25 protein-coding genes are annotated in these 24,886 nt (G+C 71.4%); 15 read left to right on the forward strand and 10 right to left on the reverse strand.

All coding sequences use genetic code 11. The features are described 5' to 3' along the window. Positions 1 to 150 precede the first annotated feature (150 nt). On the reverse strand, positions 151 to 1,695 hold the full coding sequence (locus ACZ7IF_RS09195) for a S8 family peptidase (protein WP_470965432.1): 1,545 nt from the start codon (positions 1,693 to 1,695) through the stop codon (positions 151 to 153). A 256-nt stretch (positions 1,696 to 1,951) separates the two neighbouring features. Between ACZ7IF_RS09195 and ACZ7IF_RS09200 the strand changes: the two genes are divergently transcribed. From ACZ7IF_RS09200 to moaA, 3 genes are all read left to right on the forward strand, one after another. After that, complete coding sequence (locus ACZ7IF_RS09200) at positions 1,952 to 2,317, forward strand: DUF485 domain-containing protein (RefSeq protein WP_470965435.1); 366 nt, start codon at positions 1,952 to 1,954, stop codon at positions 2,315 to 2,317. Beyond that, positions 2,314 to 3,951 carry a solute symporter family protein gene (locus ACZ7IF_RS09205; protein ID WP_470965438.1) on the forward strand — a complete coding sequence of 546 codons (1,638 nt, stop codon included), beginning with the start codon at positions 2,314 to 2,316 and terminating at the stop codon, positions 3,949 to 3,951. Before ACZ7IF_RS09200 ends, ACZ7IF_RS09205 begins: the two co-directional genes overlap by 4 nt. A 165-nt stretch (positions 3,952 to 4,116) precedes the next feature. Beyond that, positions 4,117 to 5,106, forward strand: a complete 990-nt coding sequence (gene moaA / locus ACZ7IF_RS09210; protein WP_470965442.1) for a GTP 3',8-cyclase MoaA — start codon at positions 4,117 to 4,119, stop codon at positions 5,104 to 5,106. A 22-nt stretch (positions 5,107 to 5,128) separates the two neighbouring features. Here moaA and ACZ7IF_RS09215 read toward each other — a convergent pair whose 3' ends face one another. Next, entirely contained in the window at positions 5,129 to 5,365 is a 237-nt protein-coding gene (locus ACZ7IF_RS09215; protein WP_470965445.1) for a hypothetical protein, read from the reverse strand. Between the two features lie 138 nt (positions 5,366 to 5,503). Beyond that, positions 5,504 to 5,836, reverse strand: coding sequence for a DUF3099 domain-containing protein (locus ACZ7IF_RS09220; protein WP_470965448.1), 333 nt, complete (start codon positions 5,834 to 5,836; stop codon positions 5,504 to 5,506). A gap of 179 nt (positions 5,837 to 6,015) precedes the next feature. On the opposite strand from ACZ7IF_RS09220, the gene ACZ7IF_RS09225 reads away from it, so the two are divergent. Next, positions 6,016 to 6,294 (forward strand): GlsB/YeaQ/YmgE family stress response membrane protein, encoded by a 279-nt coding sequence (locus tag ACZ7IF_RS09225; RefSeq protein WP_470965451.1) that lies wholly within the window; start codon positions 6,016 to 6,018, stop codon positions 6,292 to 6,294. Between the two features lie 96 nt (positions 6,295 to 6,390). Here the strand turns inward: ACZ7IF_RS09225 and tyrS are convergent, their stop codons facing one another. The 3 genes from tyrS to ACZ7IF_RS09240 are packed head-to-tail and all read right to left on the reverse strand — an operon-like array spanning position 6,391 to position 10,629. Further along, positions 6,391 to 7,659 (reverse strand): tyrosine--tRNA ligase, encoded by a 1,269-nt coding sequence (gene tyrS, locus ACZ7IF_RS09230; RefSeq protein ID WP_470965454.1) that lies wholly within the window; start codon positions 7,657 to 7,659, stop codon positions 6,391 to 6,393. A 52-nt stretch (positions 7,660 to 7,711) separates the two neighbouring features. Then, entirely contained in the window at positions 7,712 to 9,106 is a 1,395-nt protein-coding gene (locus ACZ7IF_RS09235; protein ID WP_470965457.1) for a metallopeptidase TldD-related protein, read from the reverse strand. Beyond that, positions 9,106 to 10,629: a TldD/PmbA family protein gene (locus tag ACZ7IF_RS09240; RefSeq protein WP_470965460.1), complete on the reverse strand. Its 1,524-nt coding sequence runs from the start codon at positions 10,627 to 10,629 to the stop codon at positions 9,106 to 9,108. Before ACZ7IF_RS09240 ends, ACZ7IF_RS09235 begins: the two co-directional genes overlap by 1 nt. A gap of 184 nt (positions 10,630 to 10,813) precedes the next feature. Between ACZ7IF_RS09240 and fabG the strand changes: the two genes are divergently transcribed. From fabG to ACZ7IF_RS09255, 3 genes are all read left to right on the forward strand, one after another. After that, on the forward strand, positions 10,814 to 11,533 hold the full coding sequence (fabG, locus tag ACZ7IF_RS09245; protein ID WP_125819328.1) for a 3-oxoacyl-[acyl-carrier-protein] reductase: 720 nt from the start codon (positions 10,814 to 10,816) through the stop codon (positions 11,531 to 11,533). Between the two features lie 5 nt (positions 11,534 to 11,538). After that, a complete protein-coding gene (gene fabI, locus ACZ7IF_RS09250; protein ID WP_007263356.1) occupies positions 11,539 to 12,309 on the forward strand; it encodes an enoyl-ACP reductase FabI in 771 nt (256 codons plus the stop codon). 236 nt (positions 12,310 to 12,545) lie between these two features. Further along, positions 12,546 to 12,980 carry a hypothetical protein gene (locus tag ACZ7IF_RS09255; protein WP_470965463.1) on the forward strand — a complete coding sequence of 145 codons (435 nt, stop codon included), beginning with the start codon at positions 12,546 to 12,548 and terminating at the stop codon, positions 12,978 to 12,980. A 7-nt stretch (positions 12,981 to 12,987) separates the two neighbouring features. On the opposite strand, the gene ACZ7IF_RS09260 is transcribed toward ACZ7IF_RS09255, so the two are convergent. Beyond that, complete coding sequence (locus ACZ7IF_RS09260) at positions 12,988 to 13,665, reverse strand: FadR/GntR family transcriptional regulator (RefSeq protein WP_470965466.1); 678 nt, start codon at positions 13,663 to 13,665, stop codon at positions 12,988 to 12,990. Positions 13,666 to 13,800: 135 nt separating this feature from the next. Between ACZ7IF_RS09260 and ACZ7IF_RS09265 the strand changes: the two genes are divergently transcribed. From ACZ7IF_RS09265 to ACZ7IF_RS09280, 4 genes are all read left to right on the forward strand, one after another. Continuing rightward, on the forward strand, positions 13,801 to 15,090 hold the full coding sequence (locus ACZ7IF_RS09265; RefSeq protein WP_470965469.1) for a CynX/NimT family MFS transporter: 1,290 nt from the start codon (positions 13,801 to 13,803) through the stop codon (positions 15,088 to 15,090). A 5-nt stretch (positions 15,091 to 15,095) separates the two neighbouring features. Next, positions 15,096 to 15,215, forward strand: coding sequence for an SGM_5486 family transporter-associated protein (locus tag ACZ7IF_RS09270; protein WP_260618654.1), 120 nt, complete (start codon positions 15,096 to 15,098; stop codon positions 15,213 to 15,215). A gap of 158 nt (positions 15,216 to 15,373) precedes the next feature. Then, positions 15,374 to 15,571 carry a hypothetical protein gene (locus tag ACZ7IF_RS09275; protein ID WP_470965472.1) on the forward strand — a complete coding sequence of 66 codons (198 nt, stop codon included), beginning with the start codon at positions 15,374 to 15,376 and terminating at the stop codon, positions 15,569 to 15,571. 88 nt (positions 15,572 to 15,659) lie between these two features. Beyond that, positions 15,660 to 16,181, forward strand: a complete 522-nt coding sequence (locus ACZ7IF_RS09280; RefSeq protein ID WP_470965475.1) for a SixA phosphatase family protein — start codon at positions 15,660 to 15,662, stop codon at positions 16,179 to 16,181. Between the two features lie 81 nt (positions 16,182 to 16,262). Here ACZ7IF_RS09280 and serB read toward each other — a convergent pair whose 3' ends face one another. Continuing rightward, positions 16,263 to 17,462, reverse strand: a complete 1,200-nt coding sequence (serB, locus tag ACZ7IF_RS09285) for a phosphoserine phosphatase SerB (RefSeq protein ID WP_470965477.1) — start codon at positions 17,460 to 17,462, stop codon at positions 16,263 to 16,265. A gap of 596 nt (positions 17,463 to 18,058) precedes the next feature. Here serB and ACZ7IF_RS09290 point away from each other — a divergent pair. Then, positions 18,059 to 20,569, forward strand: coding sequence for an ABC transporter ATP-binding protein/permease (locus ACZ7IF_RS09290; protein WP_470965481.1), 2,511 nt, complete (start codon positions 18,059 to 18,061; stop codon positions 20,567 to 20,569). Positions 20,570 to 20,665: 96 nt separating this feature from the next. Here ACZ7IF_RS09290 and ACZ7IF_RS09295 read toward each other — a convergent pair whose 3' ends face one another. Then, the gene (locus ACZ7IF_RS09295; protein WP_470965484.1) at positions 20,666 to 21,304 is read right to left on the reverse strand and encodes a transglycosylase SLT domain-containing protein; all 639 of its coding nucleotides are present in this window, start codon (positions 21,302 to 21,304) and stop codon (positions 20,666 to 20,668) included. Positions 21,305 to 21,776: 472 nt separating this feature from the next. On the opposite strand from ACZ7IF_RS09295, the gene ACZ7IF_RS09300 reads away from it, so the two are divergent. From ACZ7IF_RS09300 to ACZ7IF_RS09310, 3 genes are all read left to right on the forward strand, one after another. Further along, positions 21,777 to 22,913 (forward strand): GAF domain-containing sensor histidine kinase, encoded by a 1,137-nt coding sequence (locus ACZ7IF_RS09300; protein WP_470965487.1) that lies wholly within the window; start codon positions 21,777 to 21,779, stop codon positions 22,911 to 22,913. After that, positions 22,906 to 23,565, forward strand: coding sequence for a response regulator (locus ACZ7IF_RS09305; RefSeq protein ID WP_470965490.1), 660 nt, complete (start codon positions 22,906 to 22,908; stop codon positions 23,563 to 23,565). The genes ACZ7IF_RS09300 and ACZ7IF_RS09305 overlap by 8 nt, the downstream gene beginning before the upstream one ends. Positions 23,566 to 23,692: 127 nt before the next feature. Next, positions 23,693 to 23,938 carry a chaplin gene (locus ACZ7IF_RS09310; protein WP_470965552.1) on the forward strand — a complete coding sequence of 82 codons (246 nt, stop codon included), beginning with the start codon at positions 23,693 to 23,695 and terminating at the stop codon, positions 23,936 to 23,938. A gap of 89 nt (positions 23,939 to 24,027) precedes the next feature. Here ACZ7IF_RS09310 and ACZ7IF_RS09315 read toward each other — a convergent pair whose 3' ends face one another. Continuing rightward, positions 24,028 to 24,801: a hypothetical protein gene (locus ACZ7IF_RS09315; RefSeq protein ID WP_470965493.1), complete on the reverse strand. Its 774-nt coding sequence runs from the start codon at positions 24,799 to 24,801 to the stop codon at positions 24,028 to 24,030. Positions 24,802 to 24,886: the final 85 nt, after the last annotated feature.

Genomic DNA, 24,886 nt, shown 5'->3' on the forward strand with positions numbered 1-24,886 from the left:
TCCCCCTTGACAGAGTTCACGAAGGTCACCCGCGGGGGGAACCACCACACCGCGAGAAGGCCCGCACCAAACCCCGGGGGGGGGGGGGGACGGGGGGGGGGGGGGGGGGGAACCCCCCCCCCCCCCCCTTCCGCGTTCACGCGTCCGGTGCTACTGGACGGCCTTGAGCGCGTCCACCACGCCCGAGCCGTAGTACGCCGTCTGGCCCCACTTGGCGGTGCAAGTGGTGGCGTTGACCAGGTTGCCGGTGGCGTCGTAGATCTTCTCCGGGCAGGCGACCTTCGTGGCCTGGGCCTTCAGCATGGCCTGGAGCTGCGAGGGCGTGGCCGTCGGGTGCGCGCTCTTGAGCAGCGCCGCGACGCCCGCGACGTGCGGGCCGGCCATCGAGGTGCCCTGCTTGTAGCCGTAGCCGCCGCCCAGGACGGTCGACAGCACGCGGCCGTTGGCGTCCGGGGTGGCCGGGACCTGCCACTTGTCGCCGCCCGGGGCAGCGACGTCGACGACACCCAGGCCGTAGCTGGAGTAGTACGACTTGAGGCCCTTGTCGCCCGTCGCGCTCACCGTGACCACACCCGGCAGCTGGGTGGGCAGGTCCAGGCAGACCTTCGGGTCGATGGTGCGCGGCAGCGGGGTGCTGTCGTTCGGGCTGGTGGTGTCCTCGATCGAGTCCGCCGCCAGGTCGTGGTTGGAGTTGCCGGCCGAGGCCACGCTGAGGACGCCCTTGCGCTCGGCGTACTTGGTGGCCCGGGTGAGGGCCTCAACCAGCGCCTTCTGGTCGTCGTCGTTCTTGCAGGTGTAGTTCCACGGGTCGACGTAGTAGCTGTTGTTGGTCACCTCGATCCCCTTCTCGGCGGCGAACATGAAGCCGCAGACGACCGCCTCGGTGTAGAAGAGGCTGGTCCCCGGCTCGCTCACCTTGATGCCGGCGACCTTCGCGCCCGGCGCGACACCGCTGACGCCGATCCCGTTGCGGGCGGCGGCTATGGTGCCGGCCACGTGGGTGCCGTGGTCGCTGCCGTCCGCGTACGGACGCCACGCGCCCTCGGTGGTGTCGGCGACGCCGCCGACGCAGTTGGCGGACTGCCCCTTGGAGAAGTTGGGGGCCAAGTCGGGGTGAGTGTCGTCGACACCCGTGTCGATGACGCCCACGGTGACGTCGGGGCTGCCATCGTTGATCTTGTGTGCCGCGTCGGCCTTGATAGCCCGCAGGTCCCACTGGTTGGACTCCAGGGGCTCCTGGCCCGGCTCGGCCTGCGCCGCCGCCTTCGCGGCGTCGGCCGCGCTCAGCGTCTGGGTCGTGCCCTCCTCGGTGGTCTGCACCGGCTTCAGGGGGGCCGTACGGGTGGCGCCGACCGAGTTGAACAGGCCGCGCTGCGCGCGCAGCTGCTTGGCGAAGTCCGGGTTCTCGGAGTGCGCGACGATGACCCCGATCTGCTCGTGGGCGATCACCACGGTCCCACCGGCCCGCTCGATGGCCTTCTTCGCCGCCGTCGCCGTGGCGTACACGTTCAGGTTCGCCACGTAGGACAGCTTCGGGCCGGTGGCGGCGGGCTTCGCGGCCGTCACCGAGTCCGCCGTGTTGCCCAGCGGTGCGGCCGAGGCGGCCACCGAGGGCAGGAAGGCGAGCGAGGCAGTGAGCGCCAGGCCGACCGGTACGGCGAGAGCTCGCCGGCGGCCGTGTCCCAGATGAGCCATGGGTTCTCCACATCATCCGTGAAAAAGCCGTCCGCACGCGGTCGCGTCGGACGGGTTCATGACACGCGAACCTAGCGCTGACGTTCCTGTTTGCGCCATCAGTTCGAGAAAGAAGTTCTCAAAGAATCAGCGGGTGTTGAACCGTCCCGACACGCCGGCCGTGCCGTTGACAGGGGGGATCAGCACCACCGTCCCCCACACGGAGGTTGTTTTGTCCGTCGTCCCCACCGCACCCGCGTCACAAGGAGAACCCCCCGTGACCACCGAAGCAGCGCCGCCGCCGGGCGGCGCGGGACCGGCCCCGGCACACCCGTCGGCCGAAGAGTTCACGCGCGTCCAGCAGAGCCCCGAATTCGCCGAACTGCGCGGCTCCTACAGGTCCTTCGCCTTCCCGCTCACCGTGGCCTTCATCGCCTGGTACCTGCTCTACGTCCTGCTGTCCAGCTACGCGGGCGGCTTCATGGGGACCAAGCTCTTCGGCAACATCAACGTCGCCCTGGTCCTCGGCGTCGCCCAGTTCCTGACGACCTTCCTGATCGCCTGGCTCTACTCGCGGCACGCCGCCACAGAGCTCGACCCCAAGGCCGAGGCCATCAAGAAGCGCATGGAGGCCGGAGCATGACCCCGAGCGCGAACACCATCTCCGGGCTGACGGTCGCCGCCGGGGCGAGCGAGCACCGCCCGCTGATCATCACCCTCTTCGGGCTGTTCGTCGTCGCCACCCTCATCATCACCGTCTGGGCGGGCCGCCAGACCAAGGACGCCGCCGACTTCTACGCCGGCGGCCGCCAGTTCACCGGGTTCCAGAACGGCCTGGCCATCTCCGGCGACTACATGTCCGCCGCGTCCTTCCTCGGCATCGCCGGAGCCATCGCCCTCTTCGGCTACGACGGCTTCCTCTACTCCATCGGCTTCCTCGTCGCCTGGCTGGTGGCCCTGCTGCTGGTCGCCGAGCCGCTGCGCAACTCCGGCCGCTACACGATGGGCGACGTCCTCGCGTACCGGATGCGCCAGCGGCCCGTCCGCACCGCCGCGGGCACCTCCACCATCGTGGTCTCGATCTTCTACCTGCTCGCCCAGATGGCCGGCGCCGGCGTGCTCGTCTCGCTGCTCCTCGGCATCACCAGCGACGGCGGCAAGGTCGCCGTCGTCGCGCTGGTCGGCCTGCTGATGATCGTCTACGTCACGATCGGCGGGATGAAGGGCACCACCTGGGTCCAGATGGTCAAGGCGGTCCTGCTCATCGCGGGCGCCCTGCTGATCACCTTCCTGGTGCTGCTGAAGTTCAACTTCAACATCTCCGCACTGCTGGGCCAGGCCGCCGAGAACAGCGGCCAGGGCACCAAGTTCCTGGAGCCCGGACTCAAGTACGGCAAGGACGGGCTCACCAAGCTCGACTTCATCTCCCTCGGCCTCGCCCTGGTCCTCGGCACCGCCGGCCTGCCGCACATCCTGATCCGCTTCTACACCGTCCCCACGGCCAAGGCCGCCCGCAAGTCCGTGAACTGGGCCATCGGCATCATCGGCGCCTTCTACCTGATGACGATCGCCCTCGGCTTCGGCGCCGCGGCCCTGCTCAAGCGGGCCGACATCCTGGCCTCCAACAAGGCCGGCAACACCGCCGCACCGCTCCTCGCCCAGGAGATCGGCGGCGGCCCGGACTCCACCGGCGGCGCGGTCCTGCTCGCGGTGATCTCCGCGGTGGCCTTCGCCACCATCCTCGCCGTGGTCGCGGGCCTGACCCTGGCCTCCTCCTCTTCCTTCGCGCACGACATCTACGTGAACGTCATCCGCAAGGGACAGGCCACCGAGAAGGAGGAGGTGCGCGCAGCCCGCTGGTCCACCGTGGTCATCGGCGCCGTCGCCATCTTCCTCGGGGCCCTCGCCCGCGACATGAACGTGGCCGGCCTGGTCGCCCTCGCCTTCGCGGTGGCCGCCTCCGCCAACCTCCCGACGATCCTCTACAGCCTCTTCTGGAAGCGCTTCACCACCCAGGGCGCGCTGTGGTCGATCTACGGAGGGCTGATCTCGGCGGTCGGGCTCGTCCTCTTCTCGCCCGTGGTCTCCGGCAAGCCCACCTCGATGTTCAAGGACGCCGACTTCTACTGGTTCCCGCTGGAGAACCCGGGGATCATCTCCATCCCCCTCGGCTTCTTCCTGGGGTGGCTGGGAACGGTCCTGTCCAAGGAAGAGGCCGACCCGCAGAAGTTCGCCGAGCTGGAGGTGCGCTCCCTCACCGGCACCGGTGCCCACTGACAGGGGCTCCCCGAAACCGTACGAACACCGTGCGTGGCCGCGTCGTACTTCCCTACGACGCGGCCGCGTTACGTCTCGTTCATTCGGGCATCCCTCCACGACACACAGGTCGCGTACGCTCGAACTGACCAGACCTCTAGATCCGGACAGGGGAGGGGGCCCACAGTGCTTCTCGACACGTACGGCCGCGTGGCCACTGACCTGCGCGTCTCACTCACCGACCGGTGCAACCTGCGGTGTACCTACTGCATGCCCGAGGAGGGCCTGCAGTGGCTGGGAAAGTCCGATCTGCTGAGTGACGACGAGATCGTCCGGCTGATCCGCATCGCCGTGACCGGCCTCGGCATCACCGAGGTCCGCTTCACCGGCGGTGAGCCGCTGCTGCGGCCCGGCCTCGTCGGCATCGTGGAGCAGTGCGCGGCCCTGGAGCCCCGCCCCAAGATGTCGCTGACCACCAACGGCATCGGCCTCAAGCGCACCGCCCAGGCCCTCAAGGCCGCCGGCCTGGACAGGGTGAACGTTTCCCTCGACACCCTGCGGCCCGAGGTGTTCAAGACCCTCACCCGCCGCGACCGCCACCACGACGTGATCGACGGCATGGCCGCCGCCCGCGAGGCCGGCCTGACCCCGGTCAAGGTCAACGCCGTCCTGATGCCGGGGCTGAACGACGACGAGGCGCCCGACCTGCTCGCCTGGGCCGTGGAGAACGAGTACGAGCTCCGCTTCATCGAGCAGATGCCCCTGGACGCCCAGCACGGCTGGAAGCGCGAGGGCATGATCACCGCCGGGGACATCCTGGCCTCCCTGCGCACCCGCTTCACCCTCACCGAGGAAGGCGCCGAGGAGCGCGGCTCGGCCCCGGCCGAGCGCTGGCTGGTCGACGGCGGCCCGGCCACCGTCGGGGTCATCGCCTCCGTCACCCGCCCCTTCTGCGGGGCGTGCGACCGTACGCGGCTCACGGCCGACGGCCAGGTCCGTACGTGCCTGTTCGCCACCGAGGAGTCGGACCTGCGCGCCGCCCTGCGCTCGGGCGCCCCGGACGAGGAGATCGCCCGCCTGTGGAAGGTGGCGATGTGGGGCAAGAAGGCCGGGTCCGGACTCGACGACCCGTCCTTCCTGCAGCCCGACCGCCCCATGTCGGCGATCGGCGGCTGACGCCCGCGGGCCGCGCCCCGGGCTACGGGCGCTCGCGCTCGGAGCCCTCGGGCTGGACCCACTCCTCCAGCTTCACGACGTCCTTGAGGAAGCCGCGGACCCCCAGGAACTGGGAGAGGTGTTCGCGGTGTTCCGCGCACGCCAGCCAGGTCTTGCGCCGCTCCGGCGTGTGCAGTTTCGGGTTGTTCCACGCCAGGACCCAGACGGCCGCGTCGCGGCAGCCCTTGGCGGAGCAGGTGGGGGTTTCGGGAGAAGTCACGGCCCCAACCCTACAAACGGAAGGGCGACGCCGGGCAGCCACGGGGGGAGCTGCCCGGCGTCGGTCCGTCGCTCCGACGGGGGATGCGGAGCGCGTAGGCAGTATGTCACGCACGACCCCGTGGGGTGCACCGGAACTTCATGATTGATCTGAGCTTTTATTGAGGTTTCCCGAGTCCAGTGCCGGGCGCACAGGGGCGGGGATGAAGTTCGAGGGCAGATTGGGCGTCGACTCGCGCCCCGCGTTGGCGATGACGACGGCGATGTACGGCAGCAGCAGGCCGGCGGCCAGCGTCACGATGGCCACATGGCGCTCCACGTTCCACAGGACCACCGTGGCGATCACGGAAAGGGTCCGGATCCCCATCGAGATGACGTACCGGCGCTGGCGCCCCCGTACGTCCTCGGCGAGGCCCATCCGGGCTCCCGTGATCCGGAAGACCTCGGGTCCGTTCCGCTTCGTCCGCTGCATGCTCCACCGCCCGATCCGCCCGCCGGACACTCCCCGGTCCGGACCACTCCACGGTACGCCGCGCGTGCCCGGGGGAGGAGAGGGGGTGTCCTCCGAACGGGAGTGTCCGAAATGCGCTGTACGCCGGATGGGTCGAAACTGGGCCCACATGCGCACAACGCGCCACGAGGAGGCTCGACATGCAATGGTTGTGGGCGATCATCGTCGGTTTCGTGCTGGGCCTCATAGCCCGCGCCGTCCTGCCGGGCAAGCAGCACCAGCCCCTCTGGCTGACCACCCTCTTCGGCATCGTCGGTGCCATCCTCGGCAACGCCGTCTCACGCTGGATCGGCGTCGAGGACACCAGGGGCATCGACTGGATCCGGCACCTGCTCCAGCTCGTCGGAGCCGTGGTCGTCGTCGGCCTCGGCGACATGGTCTACATGGCCCTGCGGGGCGGCAGACGCCACACGGTCTGACGGGGGCACGACGAAGGGGCCGACGCGGACTGGGCTCCTCCCGGCGGTAGCCGGGGGAGGTGTCCGCGCCGGCCCCTCGGCCGTGCTCCGTGCGCGTCAGGCGCCGGTGACCTCCACCGCGGCAAGGTTCTTCTTGCCGCGGCGCAGCACCAGCCAGCGTCCGTGCAGCAGGTCCTCCGGCGCGGGGACCGCGTCCTCGGCGGTGATCTTCACGTTGTTCACGTAGGCGCCGCCCTCCTTCACGGTCCGGCGGCCCGCCGACTTGCTGGCGACCAGGCCGGTCTCCGCGAACAGGTCCACGACCTGCGCCAGCTCGGCGACGCGGGCGTGCGGCAGCTCGGAGAGGGCCGCGGCCAGCGTGGCCTCGTCCAGCTCCGCCAGCTCGCCCTGGCCGAACAGCGCCTTCGACGCGGCGATCACGGCGGCGCACTGGTCCGCGCCGTGCACCAGCGTGGTCAGCTCCTCCGCCAGCGCCCGCTGGGCGGCCCGCATCTGCGGACGCTCCGCGGTCTGCGCCTCCAGCTCCTCCAGCTCCTCACGGGACCTGAAGGACAGGATCCGCATGTAGGTGGAGATGTCCCGGTCGTCCACGTTCAGCCAGAACTGGTAGAACGCGTACGGGGTGGTCATCTCCGGGTCCAGCCAGACGGCCCCGCTCTCGGACTTGCCGAACTTGGTGCCGTCCGCCTTGACCATCAGCGGGGTCGCCATCGCGTGCACGTGCGCCGTCGGCTCGACCCGGTGGATCAGGTCGAGGCCCGCCGTCAGGTTGCCCCACTGGTCGGAGCCGCCCTGCTGGAGGGTGCAGCCGTAGCGGCGGTACAGCTCCAGGAAGTCCATGCCCTGGAGCAGCTGGTAGCTGAACTCCGTGTAGCTGATGCCCTGTTCCGAGTCCAGCCGCTTGGCGACCGAGTCCTTCGTCAGCATCTTGTTGACGCGGAAGTGCTTGCCGATGTCCCGCAGGAACTCGATGGCGGACAGGCCCGCCGTCCAGTCCAGGTTGTTCACCATGACCGCGGCGTTCTCGCCCTCGAAGGACAGGAACGGCTCGATCTGCGTGCGCAGCCGGTTCACCCAGTTCGCGACCGTCTCCGGGTCGTTCAGGGTGCGCTCCGCCGTCGGACGCGGGTCGCCGATCTGACCGGTGGCCCCGCCGACCAGCGCCAGCGGCCGGTGCCCGGCCTGCTGGAGCCGGCGCACGGTGAGCACCTGCACCAGGTGCCCCACGTGCAGCGAGGCCGCGGTCGGGTCGAAGCCGCAATAGAACGTGACGGGACCGTCCGCGAAGGCCTTGCGCAGCGCTTCTTCGTCCGTGGACTGGGCGAACAGCCCGCGCCACTTCAGTTCGTCGACGATGTCCGTCACGGTCTCTCGACTCCTTACGAAATGTGGAAATGCCGAGCTCAGTCTAGGTGGATCAGACGCCCTTGCTGACCGAACTCATGTTGAAGTCCGGGATGCGGACAGGCGGCATCGCGGCCCGGGTGAACCAGTCGCCCCACTCGCGCGGAAGGGTCTTCTCGGTACGCCCCGCCTCCGAGGCCCGCGACAGCAGGTCCACCGGCGACTCGTTGAACCGGAAGTTGTTCACCTCGCCCGTGACCTGCCCGTTCTCCACCAGGTACACCCCGTCCCGGGTCAGGCCGGTGAGCAGCAGCGTGGCCGGGTCGACCTCGCGGATGTACCAGAGGCAGGTCAGCAGCAGACCCCGCTCGGTGCCCGCCACCATCTCCTCCAGGGACTTCTCGCCGCCCCCGTCCAGGATCAGGTTCCCGAACGCCGGGGACAGCGGCAGCCCGGTCAGCGCGGCGCTGTGCCGGGTCGTGGTCAGCCGGGCCAGCTCGCCCTCCTTGATCCACTCCGTCGCCGGGACCGGCAGGCCGTTGTCGAAGACCGACGCGTCGTCGCCCGAGCTGTGCGCGATCACGAACGGCGTGGACTCCAGGCCCGGCGCGTTCGGGTCGCTGCGCAGGGTCAGCGGAAGCCGCGACAGCCGCTCCCCGATCCGGGTGCCGCCGCCGGGCTTGGAGAAGACCGTCCGGCCCTCCGTCGCGTCCCGGGCCGTCGCCGACCACATCTGGTAGATCAGCAGGTCGGCCACCGCGGTCGGCGGCAGCAGGGTCTCGTACCGGCCGGCCGGCAGCTCGACCTTCCGCTCGGCCCAGCCCAGGCGCACGGCCAGCTCCGCGTCCAGGGCCGTCGGGTCCACGTCCTTGAAGTCCCGGGTGGCCCGGCCGGCCCAGGCGGAGCGCAGCCGGTCGGGTGACTTGGCGTTGAGCTCCAGGGTGCCGTTCGGCTGGTCGTGGCGCAGCCGCAGCCCGGTCGAGGTGCCGACGTACGTGGACGTCAGCTCGTGGTTGGCGAAGCCGTACAGCTCGCGGCCGCCCGCCCGGGCCCGGGCGAAGGCCTCGCCGAGGGCCGGGGCGAAGTCCGCGAACACGGCCGAGGAGGTCTCGTCCGGGGCGTCGGTGAAGTCCGGGGACGCCGGGGTGCCGGTCACCAGCGGCTGGGCGTCCTCGGCGGGACCGCCCGCCCGCGCCGCCGCCTCGGCGGCCCGTACCAGCGGCTCCAGGTCGGCGGCGGTGACGGCGGAGCGCGAGACGACCCCCGAGGCCGTGCCCTCCCGGCCGCCGACCGTGGCGATGACCGTCAGGGTCCGGCCGCGGGTCACCCCGTTGGTGGTGAGCGCGTTGCCGGCCCAGCGCAGGTTGGCGCTGGACTCCTCGTCCGCGATGACGACGCAGCCGTCGGCGGTGGACAGCTCCAGGGCCCGCTCGACGATCTCGTGGGGCTTCGTGCGGTTCGGCGACATCAGCGTCCGGCCTCCTGGGTGGTGTTCAAGATGTTCACGTCGCGGAACAGCGCCGACGGGCAGCCGTGCGAGACCGCCGCGACCTGGCCCGGCTGGGCCTTGCCGCAGTTGAAGGCGCCGCCCAGGACGTAGGTCTGCGGGCCGCCGACCTTCTCCATGGAGCCCCAGAAGTCGGTGGTCGTCGCCTGGTACGCGACGTCGCGCAGCTGCCCGGCCAGCCTGCCGTTCTCGATCCGGAAGAAGCGCTGCCCGGTGAACTGGAAGTTGTAGCGCTGCATGTCGATCGACCAGGAGCGGTCGCCGACCACGTAGATCCCGCGCTCCACCCCGCCGATCAGGTCCTCCGTGGAGAGCCCGCCCGGATCCGGCTGGAGCGAGACGTTCGCCATCCGCTGCACGGGCACGTGCCCGGGGGAGTCGGCGTACGCGCAGCCGTTGGAGCGGCCGAGGCCGGTCAGCTTCGCGATCCGCCGGTCGGTCTGGTAGCCGGCCAGGGTGCCGTCCTTGACCAGGTCCCAGCTCTGCGCCTCGACGCCCTCGTCGTCGTAGCCGATGGTGGCCAGGCCGTGCTCGGCGGTGCGGTCACCGGTCACGTTCATGATCGAGGAGCCGTACTTGAGCTTGCCGAGCTGGTCGAAGGTGGCGAAGGAGGTCCCCGCGTACGCCGCCTCGTAGCCCAGCGCCCGGTCGAGCTCGGTGGCGTGGCCGATGGACTCGTGGATGGTGAGCCACAGGTTGGACGGGTCCACGACCAGGTCGTAGCGCCCGGCCTGCACGCTGGGGGCCCGCATCTTCTCGGCGAGGAGGGCCGGGATCTGCTCCAGCTCGGCGTTCCAGTCCCAGCCGGTACCGGTCAGGTACTCCCAGCCGCGCCCGGCGGGCGGGGCGATCGTGCGCATCGAGTCGAACTCGCCGGTGGTCCCGTTGACGGCGACCGCGGTGAGCTGCGGGTGGAGGCGCACCCGCTGCTGGGTGGTCGAGGTGCCCGCGGTGTCGGCGTAGAACTTGTTCTCGTGGACGGCGAGCAGCGAGGCGTCCACGTGCGCCACGCCCTCGGCCGCCAGCAGCCGCGCGCTCCAGTCGGCGAGCAGGGCCGACTTCTCGGCGTCCGGCACCTCGAAGGGGTTGACGTCGTAGGCGGAGATCCAGGTCTTGTCGGCGTGCACCGGCTCCTCGGCCAGCTCCACCCGCTCGTCCGAGCCGGCCGCCTTGATCACCTGGGCGGACAGCTTCGCCATGGCCACGGCCTGCGAGGCCACCTTGGCGGCGCCGTCCATGGTCAGGTCCACGCCGGAGGCGAAGCCCCAGCTGCCGCCGTGCACCACCCGGACCGCGTAACCGAGGTCGGTGGTGTCGGAGCCGCCGGAGGGCTTGGCGTCACGCAGCCGCCAGGAGGCGCTGCGGATCCGCTCCAGCCGGAAGTCGGCATGGTCGGCGCCCAGCGCGCGGGCCCGGGCGAGTGCCGCGTCGGCGAGCGCCCGCAGGGGCAGCGCGGTGAAAGCCGCGTCGATGGAATGGGCCACGGAAGTCCTCCCGGGGTCGGGGCCGGTCGCCCCGATCATGTCGCGCCCGGGGCGGCTGTGCCTACATCTTTCTGTAGGGACTCGACAGAGCCCGTCGCGAGGCCCTGTCGGAGCCCGATTCTCCGGATGCCCTGCGCGGCCTATAGGTTTTTGCTAATCAGACCGCTAGCGAAAGGGTGATCCGTTGAGCCGCTCGGTTCTCGTCACCGGAGGAAACCGGGGCATCGGCCTCGCCATCGCCCGAGCCTTCGCAGAGGCCGGCGACAAGGTCGCCATCACGTACCGTTCGGGCGAGCCCCCGCAGGAGCTCACCTCGCTCGGTGTGCTGGCGGTGCGTTGCGACATCACCGACTCCGAGCAGGTGGAGCAGGCCTACAAGGAGATCGAGGAGAAGCACGGCAACGTCGAGGTGCTGGTGGCCAACGCCGGCATCACCAAGGACACGCTGCTGATGCGCATGTCGGAGGAGGACTTCGCGTCCGTCGTCGACACCAACCTCACCGGCACCTTCCGCGTGGTCAAGCGCGCGAACCGCGGCATGCTCCGCGCCAAGAAGGGCCGCGTCGTCCTGATCTCCTCGGTCGTGGGCCTGCTGGGCTCGGCCGGCCAGGCCAACTACGCCGCCTCCAAGGCCGCGCTGGTGGGCTTCGCCCGCTCCCTCGCCCGTGAGCTGGGCTCCCGCAACATCACCTTCAACGTGGTCGCCCCCGGCTTCGTGGACACCGACATGACGAAGGTGCTCACCGACGAGCAGCGTGCGGGCATCGTGGCGAACGTGCCGCTCGCCCGCTACGCGCAGCCCGAGGAGATCGCGGCAGCCGTCAGCTTCCTGGCGTCCGACGACGCCGCGTACATCACCGGAGCCGTCATTCCCGTTGACGGCGGATTGGGCATGGGTCACTGATCACCATGAGCGGAATTCTCGAGGGCAAGCGCATCCTCATCACGGGTGTGCTGATGGAGTCCTCCATCGCTTTCCACACCGCCAGGCTGGCCCAGGAGCAGGGCGCCGAGGTCATCCTCACCGCGTGGCCGCGCCCGTCGCTGACCGAGCGCATCGCCAAGAAGCTGCCCAAGCCGGTCAAGGTGATCGAGCTCGACGTCACCAACGACGAGCACCTCGCCCGCCTGGAGGGCCTCGTCCGCGACGAGCTCGGCGGCCTCGACGGCGTCGTGCACTCCATCGGCTTCGCCCCGCAGGACGCCCTCGGCGGCAACTTCCTGAACACCCCGTTCGAGTCGGTCGCCACCGCCATGCACGTCTCGGCGTTCTCGCTGAAGTCGCTGACGATGGCCTGCAAGCCGCTCTTCCCGGCGGAGGGCGCGGCCGTCGTCGGCCTCACCTTCGACGCGCAGTTCGCCTGGCCGCAGTACGACTGGATGGGCCCGGCCAAGGCCGCCCTGGAGGCCACCAGCCGTTACCTGGCCCGCGACCTGGGCAAGGAGAACATCCGCTGCAACCTGGTCTCGGCCGGCCCGCTCGGCTCGATGGCCGCGAAGTCCATCCCCGGCTTCTCCGACCTGGCGGACACCTGGAACCACCGCTCCATGCTGGAGTGGGACATGAGCGACCCGGAGCCGACGGGCCGCGGTGTCGTCGCGCTGCTGTCGGACTGGTTCCCGAAGACCACCGGCGAGATCGTCCACGTGGACGGCGGCCTGCACGCCATGGGTGCCTGACCCCAGGACCGACCCGTACGAACGGCGATGGCCGCGTCTTCCTCCCGGAGGGCGCGGCCATCGCCGTTCTCGCGTGCCGCAGGGGCGGGTGAGGGGTCCTCAAGGGGCGTCGCGCGGCCCCGTTCGACCGGATGTCCGAGCCCGGGGTGGATCTTCCCGAGTCGAAAACCGGGACAGATACCTGCAAAATGACCATGCCGGGATCTTCCCGGTGCGTTCGGGGAGGAGGTGCGGGCGTGGGCGCGAGGCCGAGCCGAGCGGTATCACTGCTGGTCACCTCCCTGTTCCTGACCGGCCTTCTGGGCCCCGGAGCCCTCGCCCAGCCCGGCGTACGGGAACCCGCGCCTGGCCCCGAAGCGGCCGGGCAGGCCGTCGTGGACCTCGACGACATCCCCGGCGAGCCACCCGTACGGCCCGCGCGGCCGCCCGTCGGGGAACTCTTCGGCGCCGACTGCGACACCGCGATCACCGGCTCCACCGTGGTCGCGTCCTGCCACAACGGCTACCCAGAGACGGACCTGCTCCGCCTCCACGTCGAGTGCGAGCGCTGGTGGGACGTGGACGGGGACGGCGCCCTCGTCCCCCTGGACCCGGCCGGCCGCACCCGGCTCACCGGCCGCTGCTGGAAAGAGGTGCGCACGGCCTGGGTGAGCCACCAGCGCACCCCCTGAAGGGCCCCTACGCGGGGGTCCTGCCCCGGCAGGCGAAGGGGTAGCCCGCCGCCTCCGCCGCGGCGGCGTCCGCGTCCCCGCGCCGGATCGCCTCGATCAGCCGGGCGTGGTCCAGGTGGTCCGCCGGGTTCAGCTCGGCGCCGACGTCCGTCCGCAGCCAGTCCGCGACCAGGTCGCCGAGGTCCGCGTACAGCTCGATCAGCACGTCGTTGTGCGAGGCCGCCACCACCGCCATGTGCAGGCTCACGTCCGCCGCCACGAACAGCTCCGCGTCCCCGCTCGTCCACGCCTCCTCGCGCCGCGCCAGCAGCGCGTCCAGCTGTACGAGGTCCCGCCCGGTCCGCCGCTCCGCCGCCAGCCGGGCCGCCGAGGACTCCAGCGTCGAGCGCAGCTCCGCGATGTGCCGGGGGTCGGCGCCCGCGAAGCGCCGGTGCATCACACCGGCCAGCTCGCTGGTGGCGAGCACGTACGTACCCGAACCCTGGCGGATGTCCAGAAGCCCGTTGTGCGCGAGGGCCCGGACCGCCTCCCGCACGGTGTTGCGGGCGACGCCCAGCAGCTCCACCAGCTCGGGCTCGGTGGGGATCCGGCTCCCGACCGGCCACTCGCCGGACGTGATCTGGTTCCTCAGCTGGGCGATCACCTGGTCGACGAGCGCGGATCGCCGGGGCGAGGTCAGCGGCATGGCGGGTGGAACCCCCTCGGGGACGGCTGGGCCGGGGACGGCTGGGCCGGGGACGGCTGGAGCGGGGCTGGACGGAGTCCTGCAAGACCGTTCAAGACTGGACAACCAATCATCCCATGATTCTATGATGGCTGGATGCACGACGAAGACATCCAGACCATGAACCGCCCGGCGGTCGCGAGCGGCGGCTCCGCCGCCCTGCCCGCGCCCGCCCCCGCCGACGCCGCCCCCAAGTGGCTGGGCCCGGTGCTCGTCGTCGGAATCGTGCTGGCCGCCCTCAACCTGCGGCCCGCCATCACCAGCCTCGGAGCCCTCTTCGAAGAGGCCCGCACCGGCCTCCACATGAGCGGCACCGTCGCCGGGCTCATCACCTCGGTCCCCGCCCTCTGCTTCGCCGTCTTCGGCGTCACCGCCCCCCGGCTCTCCCGCCGGTTCGGCCCGGCCGCCGTCGTCTGCGCCGGCATGGCCGCCGTCGCCGCAGGCCTGCTGGTCCGCCCCTTCGCGGACAACGCCGCCGGATTCCTCGCGGCCAGCGCCCTGTCCCTGGCCGGCATAGCCCTGACCAACGTGCTGCTCCCGGTGATCGTCAAGCGCTACTTCCCGGACCGGGTCGGCACCATGACCGGCCTCTACTCCATGGCCCTGGCCGCCGGCACCTCCCTCGCCGCCGCCGCGACGGTCCCCCTCACCGGCGCCCTCGGCGGCAGCTGGCGCACCGGCCTGCTGGTCTGGGCCGTCCTCGCCGTCGCAGCCGTACTGCCCTGGCTGCCCATCGCCGCCGCCGGCCGCCGCGAGAAGGCCGCGGCCCCCGCCGCCGCGACCGGGGCGACCGGACCCTCCGTGGTCCGCAGCCGCACCGCCTGGGCCCTGGCCTGCTACTTCGGCCTCCAGGCCACCGGCGCCTACGTCACCATGGGCTGGCTCCCGCAGATCTTCCGCGACGCGGGCGTCTCCGCCTCCACCGCCGGAGTCCTGCTCGCCGTCACCATGGTCATGGGCGTCCCCCTGGCCTTCGTCATCCCCGGCCTCGCCGGACGGATGCGCAACCAGGGCCCCATCGCCGCCGTCCTCGGCCTCTTCGGCCTCGCCGGCTACCTCGGGCTCTACCTCGCCCCCGCCGCCGGAGCCTGGGCCTGGGCCCTGCTGCTCGGCATCTCCAACTGCGCCTTCCCCCTCGTCATCACGATGATCGGGCTCCGCGCCAAGTCCCCGGCCGGGGTCGTCAAGCTCTCCGCCTTCGCCCAGAGCACCGGCTACCTCATCTCCATCCCCGGGCCCCTGGTCATCGGCACCCTCTACCAGCACAGCGGCGGCTGGGACCTCCCGCTGGTCCTGATGGCGGCCCTCCTCGTCCCCCAGATCGCCCTCGGCGTCCTCGCCGGCCGGGACCGCACGATCGAGGACGAATGCGGCATGGGAGACTGAACGGCATGTCGCCCGTACTCGAACCGAACCCCCAGAACGGCCACAAGAAGCTCGGCCTCGTGCTCGGCGCGATGCTGCTCGTGACCGTGGTCATCGCCGTCATCGCGACCATCGCCTCACCCTGACACCAGGGCCCCGGGGCATGGTGGGGATATCCCCACCATCCCCTAGGGGGCCAGGTTCAGGGTTGCCTGGGGTGTGCCCCGGATGGGAACCGCGCCTTCGGATCCATAGATTCGAAGGAGAGCGAGCCCGTCCCACCCGCACACACACGGAGGCGGCCATGTCGGCCCCCGCACACCTTCCCGGCCCCCGCACCGCCCCCGACACCCGGCTGCGCTGGTGGACGCTGGCCCTGCCCGCGCTCGCCTTCGGCCTCCTCCTGCTCCTCCTCGCCGGCTCCGGCCAGGCGCACGCCGCCAGCGGAGAGGGCTCCGCACTCATCCAGGTCACCCACCAGCTGCTGCGCGCCGTCGGCTGACCCGCGTGCGCCGGGCACGCCCCACCGCGGGGGGAAGGCCCCCCAACACCCTGCGCCCGGTGGCTCGTTTCGTGCGAAGCTGGGGGCCATGAGCGCCGACACACCCCGCAGGATCGCCCTCCTCCGGCACGCCAAGGCCGACTGGCCGCAGGTGTCCGACCACGACCGCCCGCTGGCGGAACGCGGCCGCAAGGACGCGCCCGCCGTCGGACTGAAGCTGGCCGAGACCGGCATCGCCTTCGACCTGGCCCTCTGCTCCACCGCCGCCCGCACCCGGGAGACCTGGAAGCTCGCCGTCCAGGAACTCCCGTCCCGGCCGAAGACCTCGTACGAGGAGCGGATCTACGAAGCGTCGCCCGGCGAGCTCATCGCCCTGCTGAACGAGACCCCCGACGAGGTGTCCGACCTCCTCGTCATCGGCCACAACCCCGGCATGCACGCCCTCGCCGATGTCCTCTCCGGACGCTCCGAGGGCGACGCCCTGGCCCGGATGACCCGTACGGGCTTCCCGACCGCCGCGCTGGCCATCGTCTCCTTCACCGGCTCGTGGAAGACCCTCGAACCCGGCGTGTGCACCCTGCTGGACTACTGGACGCCCAAGGAGCACTGAGCCCGCGACGACGCGCGCCCGGCCGGAGGGATCCGGCCGGGCGCGTACGTACGCGAGGGAGTCGGGTGCGGGCGGGGTGCCTCAGGCCAGGTCGGCCGCTTCCACTTCCTCGCGGGTGACGCCGAGCAGGTACAGCACGGCATCCAGGAAGGGGACGTTCACGGCGGTGTGCGCGGCCTCGCGGACCACCGGCTTGGCGTTGAAGGCGACACCCAGCCCGGCCGCGTTCAGCATGTCCAGGTCGTTGGCGCCGTCACCGATGGCCACCGTCTGCGACAGCGGCACCCCGGCCTCCCCGGCGAAGCGGCGCAGCAGCCGGGCCTTGCCCGCCCGGTCCACGATCTCCCCGGTGACCTTGCCGGTCAGCTTCCCGTCGACGATCTCCAGGGTGTTCGCCGAGGCGAAGTCCAGCCCCAGCCGCTCCCGCAGGTCGTCCGTGACCTGCGTGAACCCGCCCGAGACCACGCCCACCTGGTAGCCCAGCGTCTTCAGGGTCCGGATCAGGGTCCGCGCGCCGGGCGTCAGCCGCACCTCGGAGCGGACCTTGTCCACCACCGAGGCGTCCAGCCCCGCCAGCAGCGCGACGCGGGCGTGCAGGGACTGCTCGAAGTCCAGCTCACCGCGCATGGCCCGCTCGGTCACCTCGGCGACCTCGGCCTCGCAGCCGGCGTGCGCGGCGAAGAGCTCGATGACCTCGTCCTGGATCAGGGTCGAGTCCACGTCCATGACCACCAGCCGCTGCGCCCGGCGGTGCAGCCCGGCCGAGACCACGGCCACGTCCACGCCGATCTGCGCGGCGGTGGTGGCCAGGGCGGTGCGCAGCGGCTCGGTCTCGACGCCGGAGACGGCGAACTCGACCGCCGTCACCGGGTACTTGGCGAGCCGGAAGATACGGTCGATGTTGCCGCCGGCCGCGGTGATCCGGGCGGCGATGGTGGCGGTGGACTCGGCGGTGAGCGGGTGCCCGAGGACGGTGACGTGGGAGCGGCCGCTGCCGCGCGGCCGGTTGTCACCGGTGCCGGAGAGGATCTCCGCCTGCAGCTTGAGCGACTCTGCCCAGCTGTGCACGGTGGCGCGCAGCTCGCCCTCGGAGCCGGCGGCGGGCTTGGTGACGAGGACGCACAGGACGATGCGGTCGCGGGTGACGACCTGCTCGATGTCGACGACATCGACGGAGTAGGCGGCGAGGGTGTCGAACAGCCCGGCGGTGATCCCGGGACGGTCCTTGCCGAAGATCTTGACGAGGAGGGTGGGGACGTCGGAGGTCTGCGAAGCGCTCATGGTGCCCACACCGTATCTTCCCGCCCCCCGACGCCGGACCCCCGTCCCATTCTTCAGACGCGTGCCCGCACCGCTCGGCGCCGGGGCGCTTCCCGGGCCTCGGGCCCGCTGCGCCGGACTCCGTCCGTCGGTGCCGGGGCGGGGCCGGTGCCCCTGGCCGAGGCCGGTGGGCCGCCCGCGGGTGGTCGGCCGCCGCGCGGGGGGCGGAAGGGGCGGGTGGGGGACGGCCCGCGCAGCGGCACACCCACCCGCGGACGGCGCACCGGCCCCGCCCCACGTCCGCCGGACGGAGTCCGGCGCAGCCCCGCGAAGCCGGGGAGGCCGCCTGCGGCCGAGCCGCGCGGGCGGCGCGTCAAGAAGGAGGAAAGGGGCGCGGCACGTGAAGATGCCAAGGAGGCGAGAAGTCCCCTATCGCACTCTCCGGGTGCCTTTCGACCCCCTCAACGGCCGTACACGGCCGCCCGCGGAAGGCCCCGATTCCACATGTGGCCGCAGGCCTGAAATAGTTCCACCGGATGTTCGCCATCCCTAGACTCCCTGACGTCGTTCTCCCTGGACGCCAGGGGGATTCTCGGGGGACCTTAAGTGGGGCTGGAGTGCCGGAACTCGTACTGGAATTGAACGGAAGGACCTGGACGCTCGATCCGTCCAGGTCGTACTCGCTGGGGCGCGATCCCCAGGGAGACGTGGTGATCGATGACGCCAGGGTGTCGTGGCGGCACGCCACCATCAGCTGGAACGGCCGGGGTTGGGCCATCGAGGACCACGGCAGCACCAACGGCACCTACGTGCACGGCGCGCGGGTCCAGCAGACGGAGCTCGTGCCGGGTACGCCGGTCCACCTCGGCAACGCGACCGACGGCCCGCGGCTGAATCCGAGCGCGGCCGCACAGGCGCAGCAGCCGGCCTACCAGGCCCCGGCCGCGCAGGCGCAGGCGCAGCAGCCGGCGTACCAGGCCCCGGCCCAGCAGCCGCAGCAGCAGCCCGCCTGGGACCAGCAGCCGCACCAGCAGCAGCCGTACGTGCCGCAGCAGCAGGGCGGCGGTGTCGGTGGCGGCATTCCGGCGCAGCAGGCCGCCTCGGCCCCCGGGTACAGCAGTGACCACCGCAGCCCGACGACGTTCCACCAGATCGCCGTCGGCCGCGTCATGCGCATCGGCCGTGCCCTGGAGAACGAGCTCGTCGTCTCCGACCTCCAGGTCTCGCGCCACCACGCGGAGTTCCGCTCCACCGGCGGCCGCTTCGAGATCCACGACCTCGGCAGCCACAACGGCACCTACGTCAACGGTCAGCCGCTGCCCAAGTCCGGCACCGCGCTGCTCGGTCCGAACGACATCGTCGGCGTCGGCCACTCGACGTTCAAGATCGTCGGCGACCGGCTCGAGGAGTTCGTCGACACCGGTGACGTCTCCTTCTCGGCCCGCCACCTCACGGTCACGGTCGACGGCGGCAAGCAGATCCTCAAGGACGTCACCTTCGGCGTCCCGGAGAAGTCGCTCATCGGCGTCATCGGCCCCTCCGGCTCGGGCAAGTCGACGCTCCTGAAGGCGCTCACCGGCTACCGCCCCGCCGACCAGGGTGACGTCCTCTACGACAACCGCAACCTGTACAAGCAGTTCGCGGAGCTCCGCCAGCGCATCGGCCTGGTCCCGCAGGACGACATCCTGCACAAGGAGCTGAAGGTCTCGACCGCCCTGAAGTACGCGGCCAAGCTCCGCTTCCCGGGCGACACCGCCGAGTCCGAGCGCGCCGCCCGCATCAACGAGGTGCTGCGCGAGCTCAAGCTCGACATCCACAAGGACAAGAAGATCACCTCGCTCTCGGGTGGTCAGCGCAAGCGCGTGTCCGTGGCCCTGGAGCTGCTCACCAAGCCGTCGCTGATCTTCCTGGACGAGCCGACCTCCGGCCTCGACCCGGGCATGGACCGCGACGTCATGCAGCTGCTGCGCGGCCTCGCCGACGACGGCCGCACGGTCCTCGTCGTCACCCACTCCGTGGCCGAGCTGGGGCTGTGCGACAAGCTGCTCGTCATGGCCCCGGGCGGGTCCGTCGCCTACTTCGGCCCGCCGGACGAGGCGCTGAACTTCTTCGGCTACACCACCTGGGCCGACGTGTTCTCCGCCTTCGAGAACTACCGCGACTACGACTGGGCCGGCCGCTGGAAGGGCTCGCAGCACTACCAGCTGTACGCCGCCGACCTCGACGCGGTCGCCCCGCAGCAGGTCGCGATGGCGCCGCAGCAGATGATCCCTCCGAAGCCGCAGGGCTGGGGCTCGCAGCTGTGGACGCTGATGCGCCGCTACGTCTCGGTGATCGCCTCCGACGTGGGCTTCCTCGCCCTGATGGTGCTGATGCCCGCCGTCCTGGGCGTCGTCTCCATCGTGATCCCCGCGAAGTTCGGCCTCGCCCCGCCGACCCCGCCGTCGCGCTTCAACGGCGACGCGGGCACGATCATGCTGATCCTCGCGGTCGGCATGTGCTTCTCGGGCGCGGCCAACTCGGTCCGTGAGCTGATCAAGGAACGCGTCATCTACGAGCGTGAGCGCGCGACCGGCCTGTCCCGGTCCGCGTACCTCATGTCGAAGGTGATCGTCCTCGGCGTGATCACCGCCCTCCAAGGCGTGATCATCTGCGCCATCGCCTTCACCCCGCGCAAGCTGCCCGCCGCGGGCCTGTTCATGAACCCGGCCGTCGAGCTCTGCATCGCGGTGACCTCGCTCGGCTTCACCGCGATGATGTTCGGCCTCGTGATCTCCTCGCTGGTGAAGACCGCCGAGAAGACCATGCCGCTGCTCGTCATGTTCGCGATCGTCCAGGTCGTCTTCACCGGCGTCCTGTTCCAGCTGTACGACAAGATCGGCCTGGAGCAGTTCGCCTACCTGATGCCGTCCCGCTGGGCCATCGGCGCCGCCGGCACCACCCTGAACCTCGGCAAGCTCATGGCGCCGTGGGACCCGCAGAACCCCACCAACACCGACCCGCTGTGGGACCACACCGCCGCCCAGTGGTTCCTGGACGTCAGCGTCCTGCTGCTGCTCGGCGTCATCTGCGGCTTCGCCGTGGCGCGCCTGCTGCGCCGCCACGAGCCCGAGGTCATGCGCAAGTAGCGGGCGGGTCCGGCAGGACCGCGCACGCGTGAAACGCCTCAGGGCGGCCCCCGGAACTCCGGGGGCCGCCCTGAGGCGCATGGGGGCGTGCGGTGCCTAGTAGGCGCTGTTCACGTTGTCCATCGAGCCGTAGCGGTCGGCGGCGTAGTTGCACGCGGCGACGATGTTCGCGACCGGGTCGTACTGGTCGAACTTGGTGCCCTTGACGTGGTACGTCTTGAAGGTCGGGGCGATCACCTGGAGCAGGCCCTTGGACGGGATGCCGTTCTGCGCGTTGATGTCCCAGTTGTTGATCGCGCGGGGGTTGCCGCTCGACTCGCGCATGATGTTGCGGTGGATGCCGGCGTAGGAGCCGGGAATGCCCTCGCGCTTCATGATGAAGAGGGCTTCCTTGATCCAGCCGTCGAGGTTGTTCGCGAAGACCGGCGTGCGGGCCGCGGAACGGCTGGCGGCTTCCTTGGTCTCGCGGTCCTTCTTCGCCTGCTCCTCGGCCTTGGCCTTCGCCGCGTCCTTGGCCTTCTGGTCGGCGACGACCTGCTGGGCGCCCACGTGCTTCTGCACGGACTGGGTCCAGGCGACCGGGACGGCGTCGAACGTCTGCGCCTGAGCGCTCTCGGTACCGGCGGGGACGAGGGAGAAGGCGAGGGCGGCGGCACCGAGGGTGGCGACACCGGCGATCGACAGCTTGTGTGCCTTCGTCAGACGACTGTGACCGGGAGTGCTGGAAGCAGACATGCGGGGCAACCTCTTCGAATAGCGGGGGCCGCAGGAAAGCGCCGCTCGGATCCGGGATCCGCGGCGCTGTGCGACGGCAGCCATTCTTAGCGGCGGCAAAATGGCCTGGCAAAGGTGTGACGTACGATCCCGGTTAGTGGATCACGGCCCCCCGCCGAGGCGGCATGTGCCCCCCAGCCACTAGGCGCACCAGCACTGACAGTGCCTTTATCCGTCCACTACGCTGCTTCGTAAGTGATGTGCGTCCTATGCCCGGGCTCACATCGGGCACGTAACGGTCTCACCCAGAGTTGCGACAGCAATTCAACAGGTGACCGAACTCCGCCTTCCGGACGAGCCCACCGCCCCCGGACCTCATCCCCAGGGCAGAGAGCCGGCCCCCGCGCCCCCTCCCCAGGCCGTACGCCCTGAGTCCCAGGACCTACGCCCAAGGCCCGATCCCGCAGGTCAGGGCCGCCGGTACGGTGACCCCATGCACAACGGACCCGCTACGGGAGGGCTGGCGGCCGTCAGCAGCGCGCTGCTCGCCATGAGCCGCCGGCTGGAGGTCCACGACGTCCTGCGCACGATCGTCGCCTCCGCCCGCGAACTGCTGGACGCCGAGTACGCCGCCCTCGGCGTCCCGGACGACCACGGGGGCTTCGCCCAGTTCGTCGTGGACGGCATCAGCGAGGAGCAGTGGCGCCGCATCGGCCCGCTGCCCCGCCAGCACGGCATCCTGGCGGCGATGCTCCACGAGGAGACCCCGGAGCGGCTCGCGGACGTACGGCAGGACCCGCGCTTCGGGGGCTGGCCGGCCGCCCACCCCGAGATGTCCGGCTTCCTCGGCCTGCCCATCAGGGACGGCGAGGAGAACCTCGGCGCCCTCTTCCTCGCCAACAAGAACGGACCGGAGGGCTTCACCGACGAGGACGAGGCACTCCTCTCCCTCCTCGCCCAGCACGCGGCCATAGCCCTCACCAACGCCCGCCTCTACGAACGCAGCCGCGAGCTAACCATCGCCGAGGAGCGCTCCCGGCTCGCCCACGAGCTGCACGACGCCGTCAGTCAGAAGCTGTTCTCCCTGCGCCTGACCGCCCAGGCCGCCGCCGCCCTCGTGGACCGCGACCCGGCCCGCGCCAAGGGGGAGCTCCAGCAGGTCGCCGCGCTCGCCGCGGAGGCCGCCGACGAGCTCCGAGCCGCCGTCACCGAGCTGCGGCCCGCCGCCCTGGACGAGGACGGCCTCGTACACACCCTGCGCGACCACGTTCGCGTACTGGACCGCGCCCACACCGCGCACGTCACCTTCACCTGTGACGGCGTACGGGCCCTGCCCGCCGCACAGGAGGAGGCCTTGCTGCGGGTCGCCCAGGAGGCCCTGCACAACGCCCTGCGGCACTCCGGCGCCGACCGCGTCGAGGTCACCCTCGCCCGCACCCCCGCGGGCGGCGCCGTCCTGCGCGTGCGGGACCGGGGCCGGGGCTTCTCCCCGTCCACCGTCCGCAAGGCAGGCCGGCACCTGGGGCTCGTCTCCATGCGGGACCGCGCCAGTGGTGCCGGAGGCCGGCTGGAGGTCCGCTCGGAGCCCGGTGAGGGCACCACGATCGAGATGGAGGTCCCCGGTGGCTGACACCCCCGGCCGCGGCCGGATCCGCGTCCTGCTCGTCGACGACCACCAGGTGGTCCGGCGCGGCCTGCGCACCTTCCTGGAGGTGCAGGAGGACATCGAGGTGGTCGGAGAGGCCGCCGACGGGGCGGAGGGCACCGCCCGCGCCGAGGAGCTGCGGCCCGACGTGATCCTCATGGACGTCAAGATGCCCGGCACCGACGGCATCGAGGCCCTGCGGCGGCTGCGGGACCTGGAGAACCCGGCCCGGGTCCTGATCGTCACCAGCTTCACGGAACAGCGGACCGTGGTCCCCGCGCTGCGGGCCGGCGCCGCCGGATACCTCTACAAGGACATCGACCCCGACGCCCTGGCCGGAGCCATCCGGTCCGTGCACGCGGGACACGTGCTGCTCCAGCCGGAGGTGGCCGAGGCCCTGCTGGCCGCCCAGGGCGACCAGAACGGCCCCGGGGGCCGCGCGGGGGCGCTGACCGACCGCGAGCGCGAGGTCCTGGGCCTGATCGCCGACGGCCGCTCGAACCGGGAGATCGCCAGGGCGCTCGTCCTGTCCGAGAAGACGGTCAAGACGCACGTCTCGAACATTCTGATGAAGCTGGACCTCTCCGACCGCACCCAGGCCGCGCTGTGGGCCGTCAGGCACGGCATGGCGGAGTAATGGGCTGAGCTGAGATTCATACGGTCGGGTGTATGTCGCCCACATGGCGTATCCCGGCCGGGGGGACGCCGTTCTCCATGGCGTGCCGCGACGGCTGGTCGCGGCAGACGTACTGGAGGACGAGAACGTGAAGAACTTCAAGAAGGCCGCAGCCGTCACCATGATCGCGGGCGGCCTCGTCGCCGCCGGCGCCGGTGTCTCCTCGGCGCACGGCGGTGCGTCCGCGGAGGGCGAGGCCCTGAACTCGCCCGGCGTGGCCTCCGGGAACCTGCTCCAGGTCCCCGTGCACGTCCCCGTGAACGTGGTCGGCAACACCGTCAGCGTGATCGGCCTGCTCAACGGCGCCTTCGGCAACACGGGCGTCAACGCCTGACCCACGCCCCCACGCCCCCGCGGCCCCGCTTCCCCCCTTCTCCCCGGGAAGCGGGGCCGCGGCCGTGTGGCCCCGCCGGGCCGCCGGGGCTACAGCTCCTCCACCGCCGCGTTGTACGCCGCCACCAGCGCCCGCCGCGCCACCCGCTCCACCGGCCGCAGCGCCTCCGCCCGCGCGGCCATCTCCGAGGCCGCCACCGCGCCCCCGTGCCCGCGCTCGTACGCCAGCGACACCATCAGGTCCACCCGCTGCGCCAGCGCCAGCACCCGTACCGCCCGCGCCGGATACCCGGGCGCCAGTACGTCGCGCCCCGCCTCCGCCCGCGCCCGGTACGCCGACAGCGCAGCCTGTGCCACCGGCCCCGACGCCGCCACGTCCAGCCGGGTCAGCACCACCGTCGCCTCGCGCAGCGCCTCCGCCAGCTCCCGCTCCGCCTCGCCCAGCGACGGCACGTCCGCCGGCGGGGCCTCCCGTACCGGCAGGCAGTGCCACACCACCGAGACGTGCACGTCACCCGCCGGGCCCGCCTCCGTGACCTCCGGCACCAGCCCCAGCGCGGCCCCCGCGCACACCACGGCCTCCTCGGCCTCCAGCGCCCGCGCGTTGAACTCCGGCGGCCCGCTCAGCCCCAGCGGATGCCCCGCCACCGGCAGCGCCACCCGCAGCCCGGTCACCCCCAGAGCCCGCAGCCGCCCCAGCGCCAGCGTGAGGCCCACGGGCCCCGCCTCGCCCGGCAGCCCGGCCACCCGGTGCACGGCGTCCTCGCCCACGATCGACAGCGCCGCCTCGTCGGGCGAGACCAGACCGGCCAGCAGAGCGTTCCCCCAGGCGGCCAGCCGCCCTGAACGTGGTTCGAAAAGCATCCCCCCACTCTACGGATCCGCCCCCCGACCCGGCCTGGCGCCCGGAGCCCTCTCCGAGTGGCGTAGGTTTTCCCCTGGGGCTGCG

This window comes from Streptomyces sp. NPDC037421 (assembly GCF_055602105.1).

Coding starts and splice junctions, on each gene's coding strand:
- fabI (WP_007263356.1), top strand. CDS start 11,539: ATGAGCGGAATTCTCGAGGGCAAGCGCATCCTCATCACGGGTGTGCTG.
- ACZ7IF_RS09295 (WP_470965484.1), bottom strand. CDS start 21,304: ATGTCTGCTTCCAGCACTCCCGGTCACAGTCGTCTGACGAAGGCACAC.
- ACZ7IF_RS09270 (WP_260618654.1), top strand. CDS start 15,096: ATGTCGCCCGTACTCGAACCGAACCCCCAGAACGGCCACAAGAAGCTC.
- ACZ7IF_RS09300 (WP_470965487.1), top strand. CDS start 21,777: ATGCACAACGGACCCGCTACGGGAGGGCTGGCGGCCGTCAGCAGCGCG.
- ACZ7IF_RS09265 (WP_470965469.1), top strand. CDS start 13,801: ATGCACGACGAAGACATCCAGACCATGAACCGCCCGGCGGTCGCGAGC.
- ACZ7IF_RS09235 (WP_470965457.1), bottom strand. CDS start 9,106: ATGTCGCCGAACCGCACGAAGCCCCACGAGATCGTCGAGCGGGCCCTG.
- serB (WP_470965477.1), bottom strand. CDS start 17,462: ATGAGCGCTTCGCAGACCTCCGACGTCCCCACCCTCCTCGTCAAGATC.
- ACZ7IF_RS09205 (WP_470965438.1), top strand. CDS start 2,314: ATGACCCCGAGCGCGAACACCATCTCCGGGCTGACGGTCGCCGCCGGG.
- ACZ7IF_RS09195 (WP_470965432.1), bottom strand. CDS start 1,695: ATGGCTCATCTGGGACACGGCCGCCGGCGAGCTCTCGCCGTACCGGTC.
- ACZ7IF_RS09275 (WP_470965472.1), top strand. CDS start 15,374: ATGTCGGCCCCCGCACACCTTCCCGGCCCCCGCACCGCCCCCGACACC.
- ACZ7IF_RS09220 (WP_470965448.1), bottom strand. CDS start 5,836: ATGCAGCGGACGAAGCGGAACGGACCCGAGGTCTTCCGGATCACGGGA.
- ACZ7IF_RS09225 (WP_470965451.1), top strand. CDS start 6,016: ATGCAATGGTTGTGGGCGATCATCGTCGGTTTCGTGCTGGGCCTCATA.
- ACZ7IF_RS09260 (WP_470965466.1), bottom strand. CDS start 13,665: ATGCCGCTGACCTCGCCCCGGCGATCCGCGCTCGTCGACCAGGTGATC.
- ACZ7IF_RS09315 (WP_470965493.1), bottom strand. CDS start 24,801: ATGCTTTTCGAACCACGTTCAGGGCGGCTGGCCGCCTGGGGGAACGCT.
- ACZ7IF_RS09280 (WP_470965475.1), top strand. CDS start 15,660: ATGAGCGCCGACACACCCCGCAGGATCGCCCTCCTCCGGCACGCCAAG.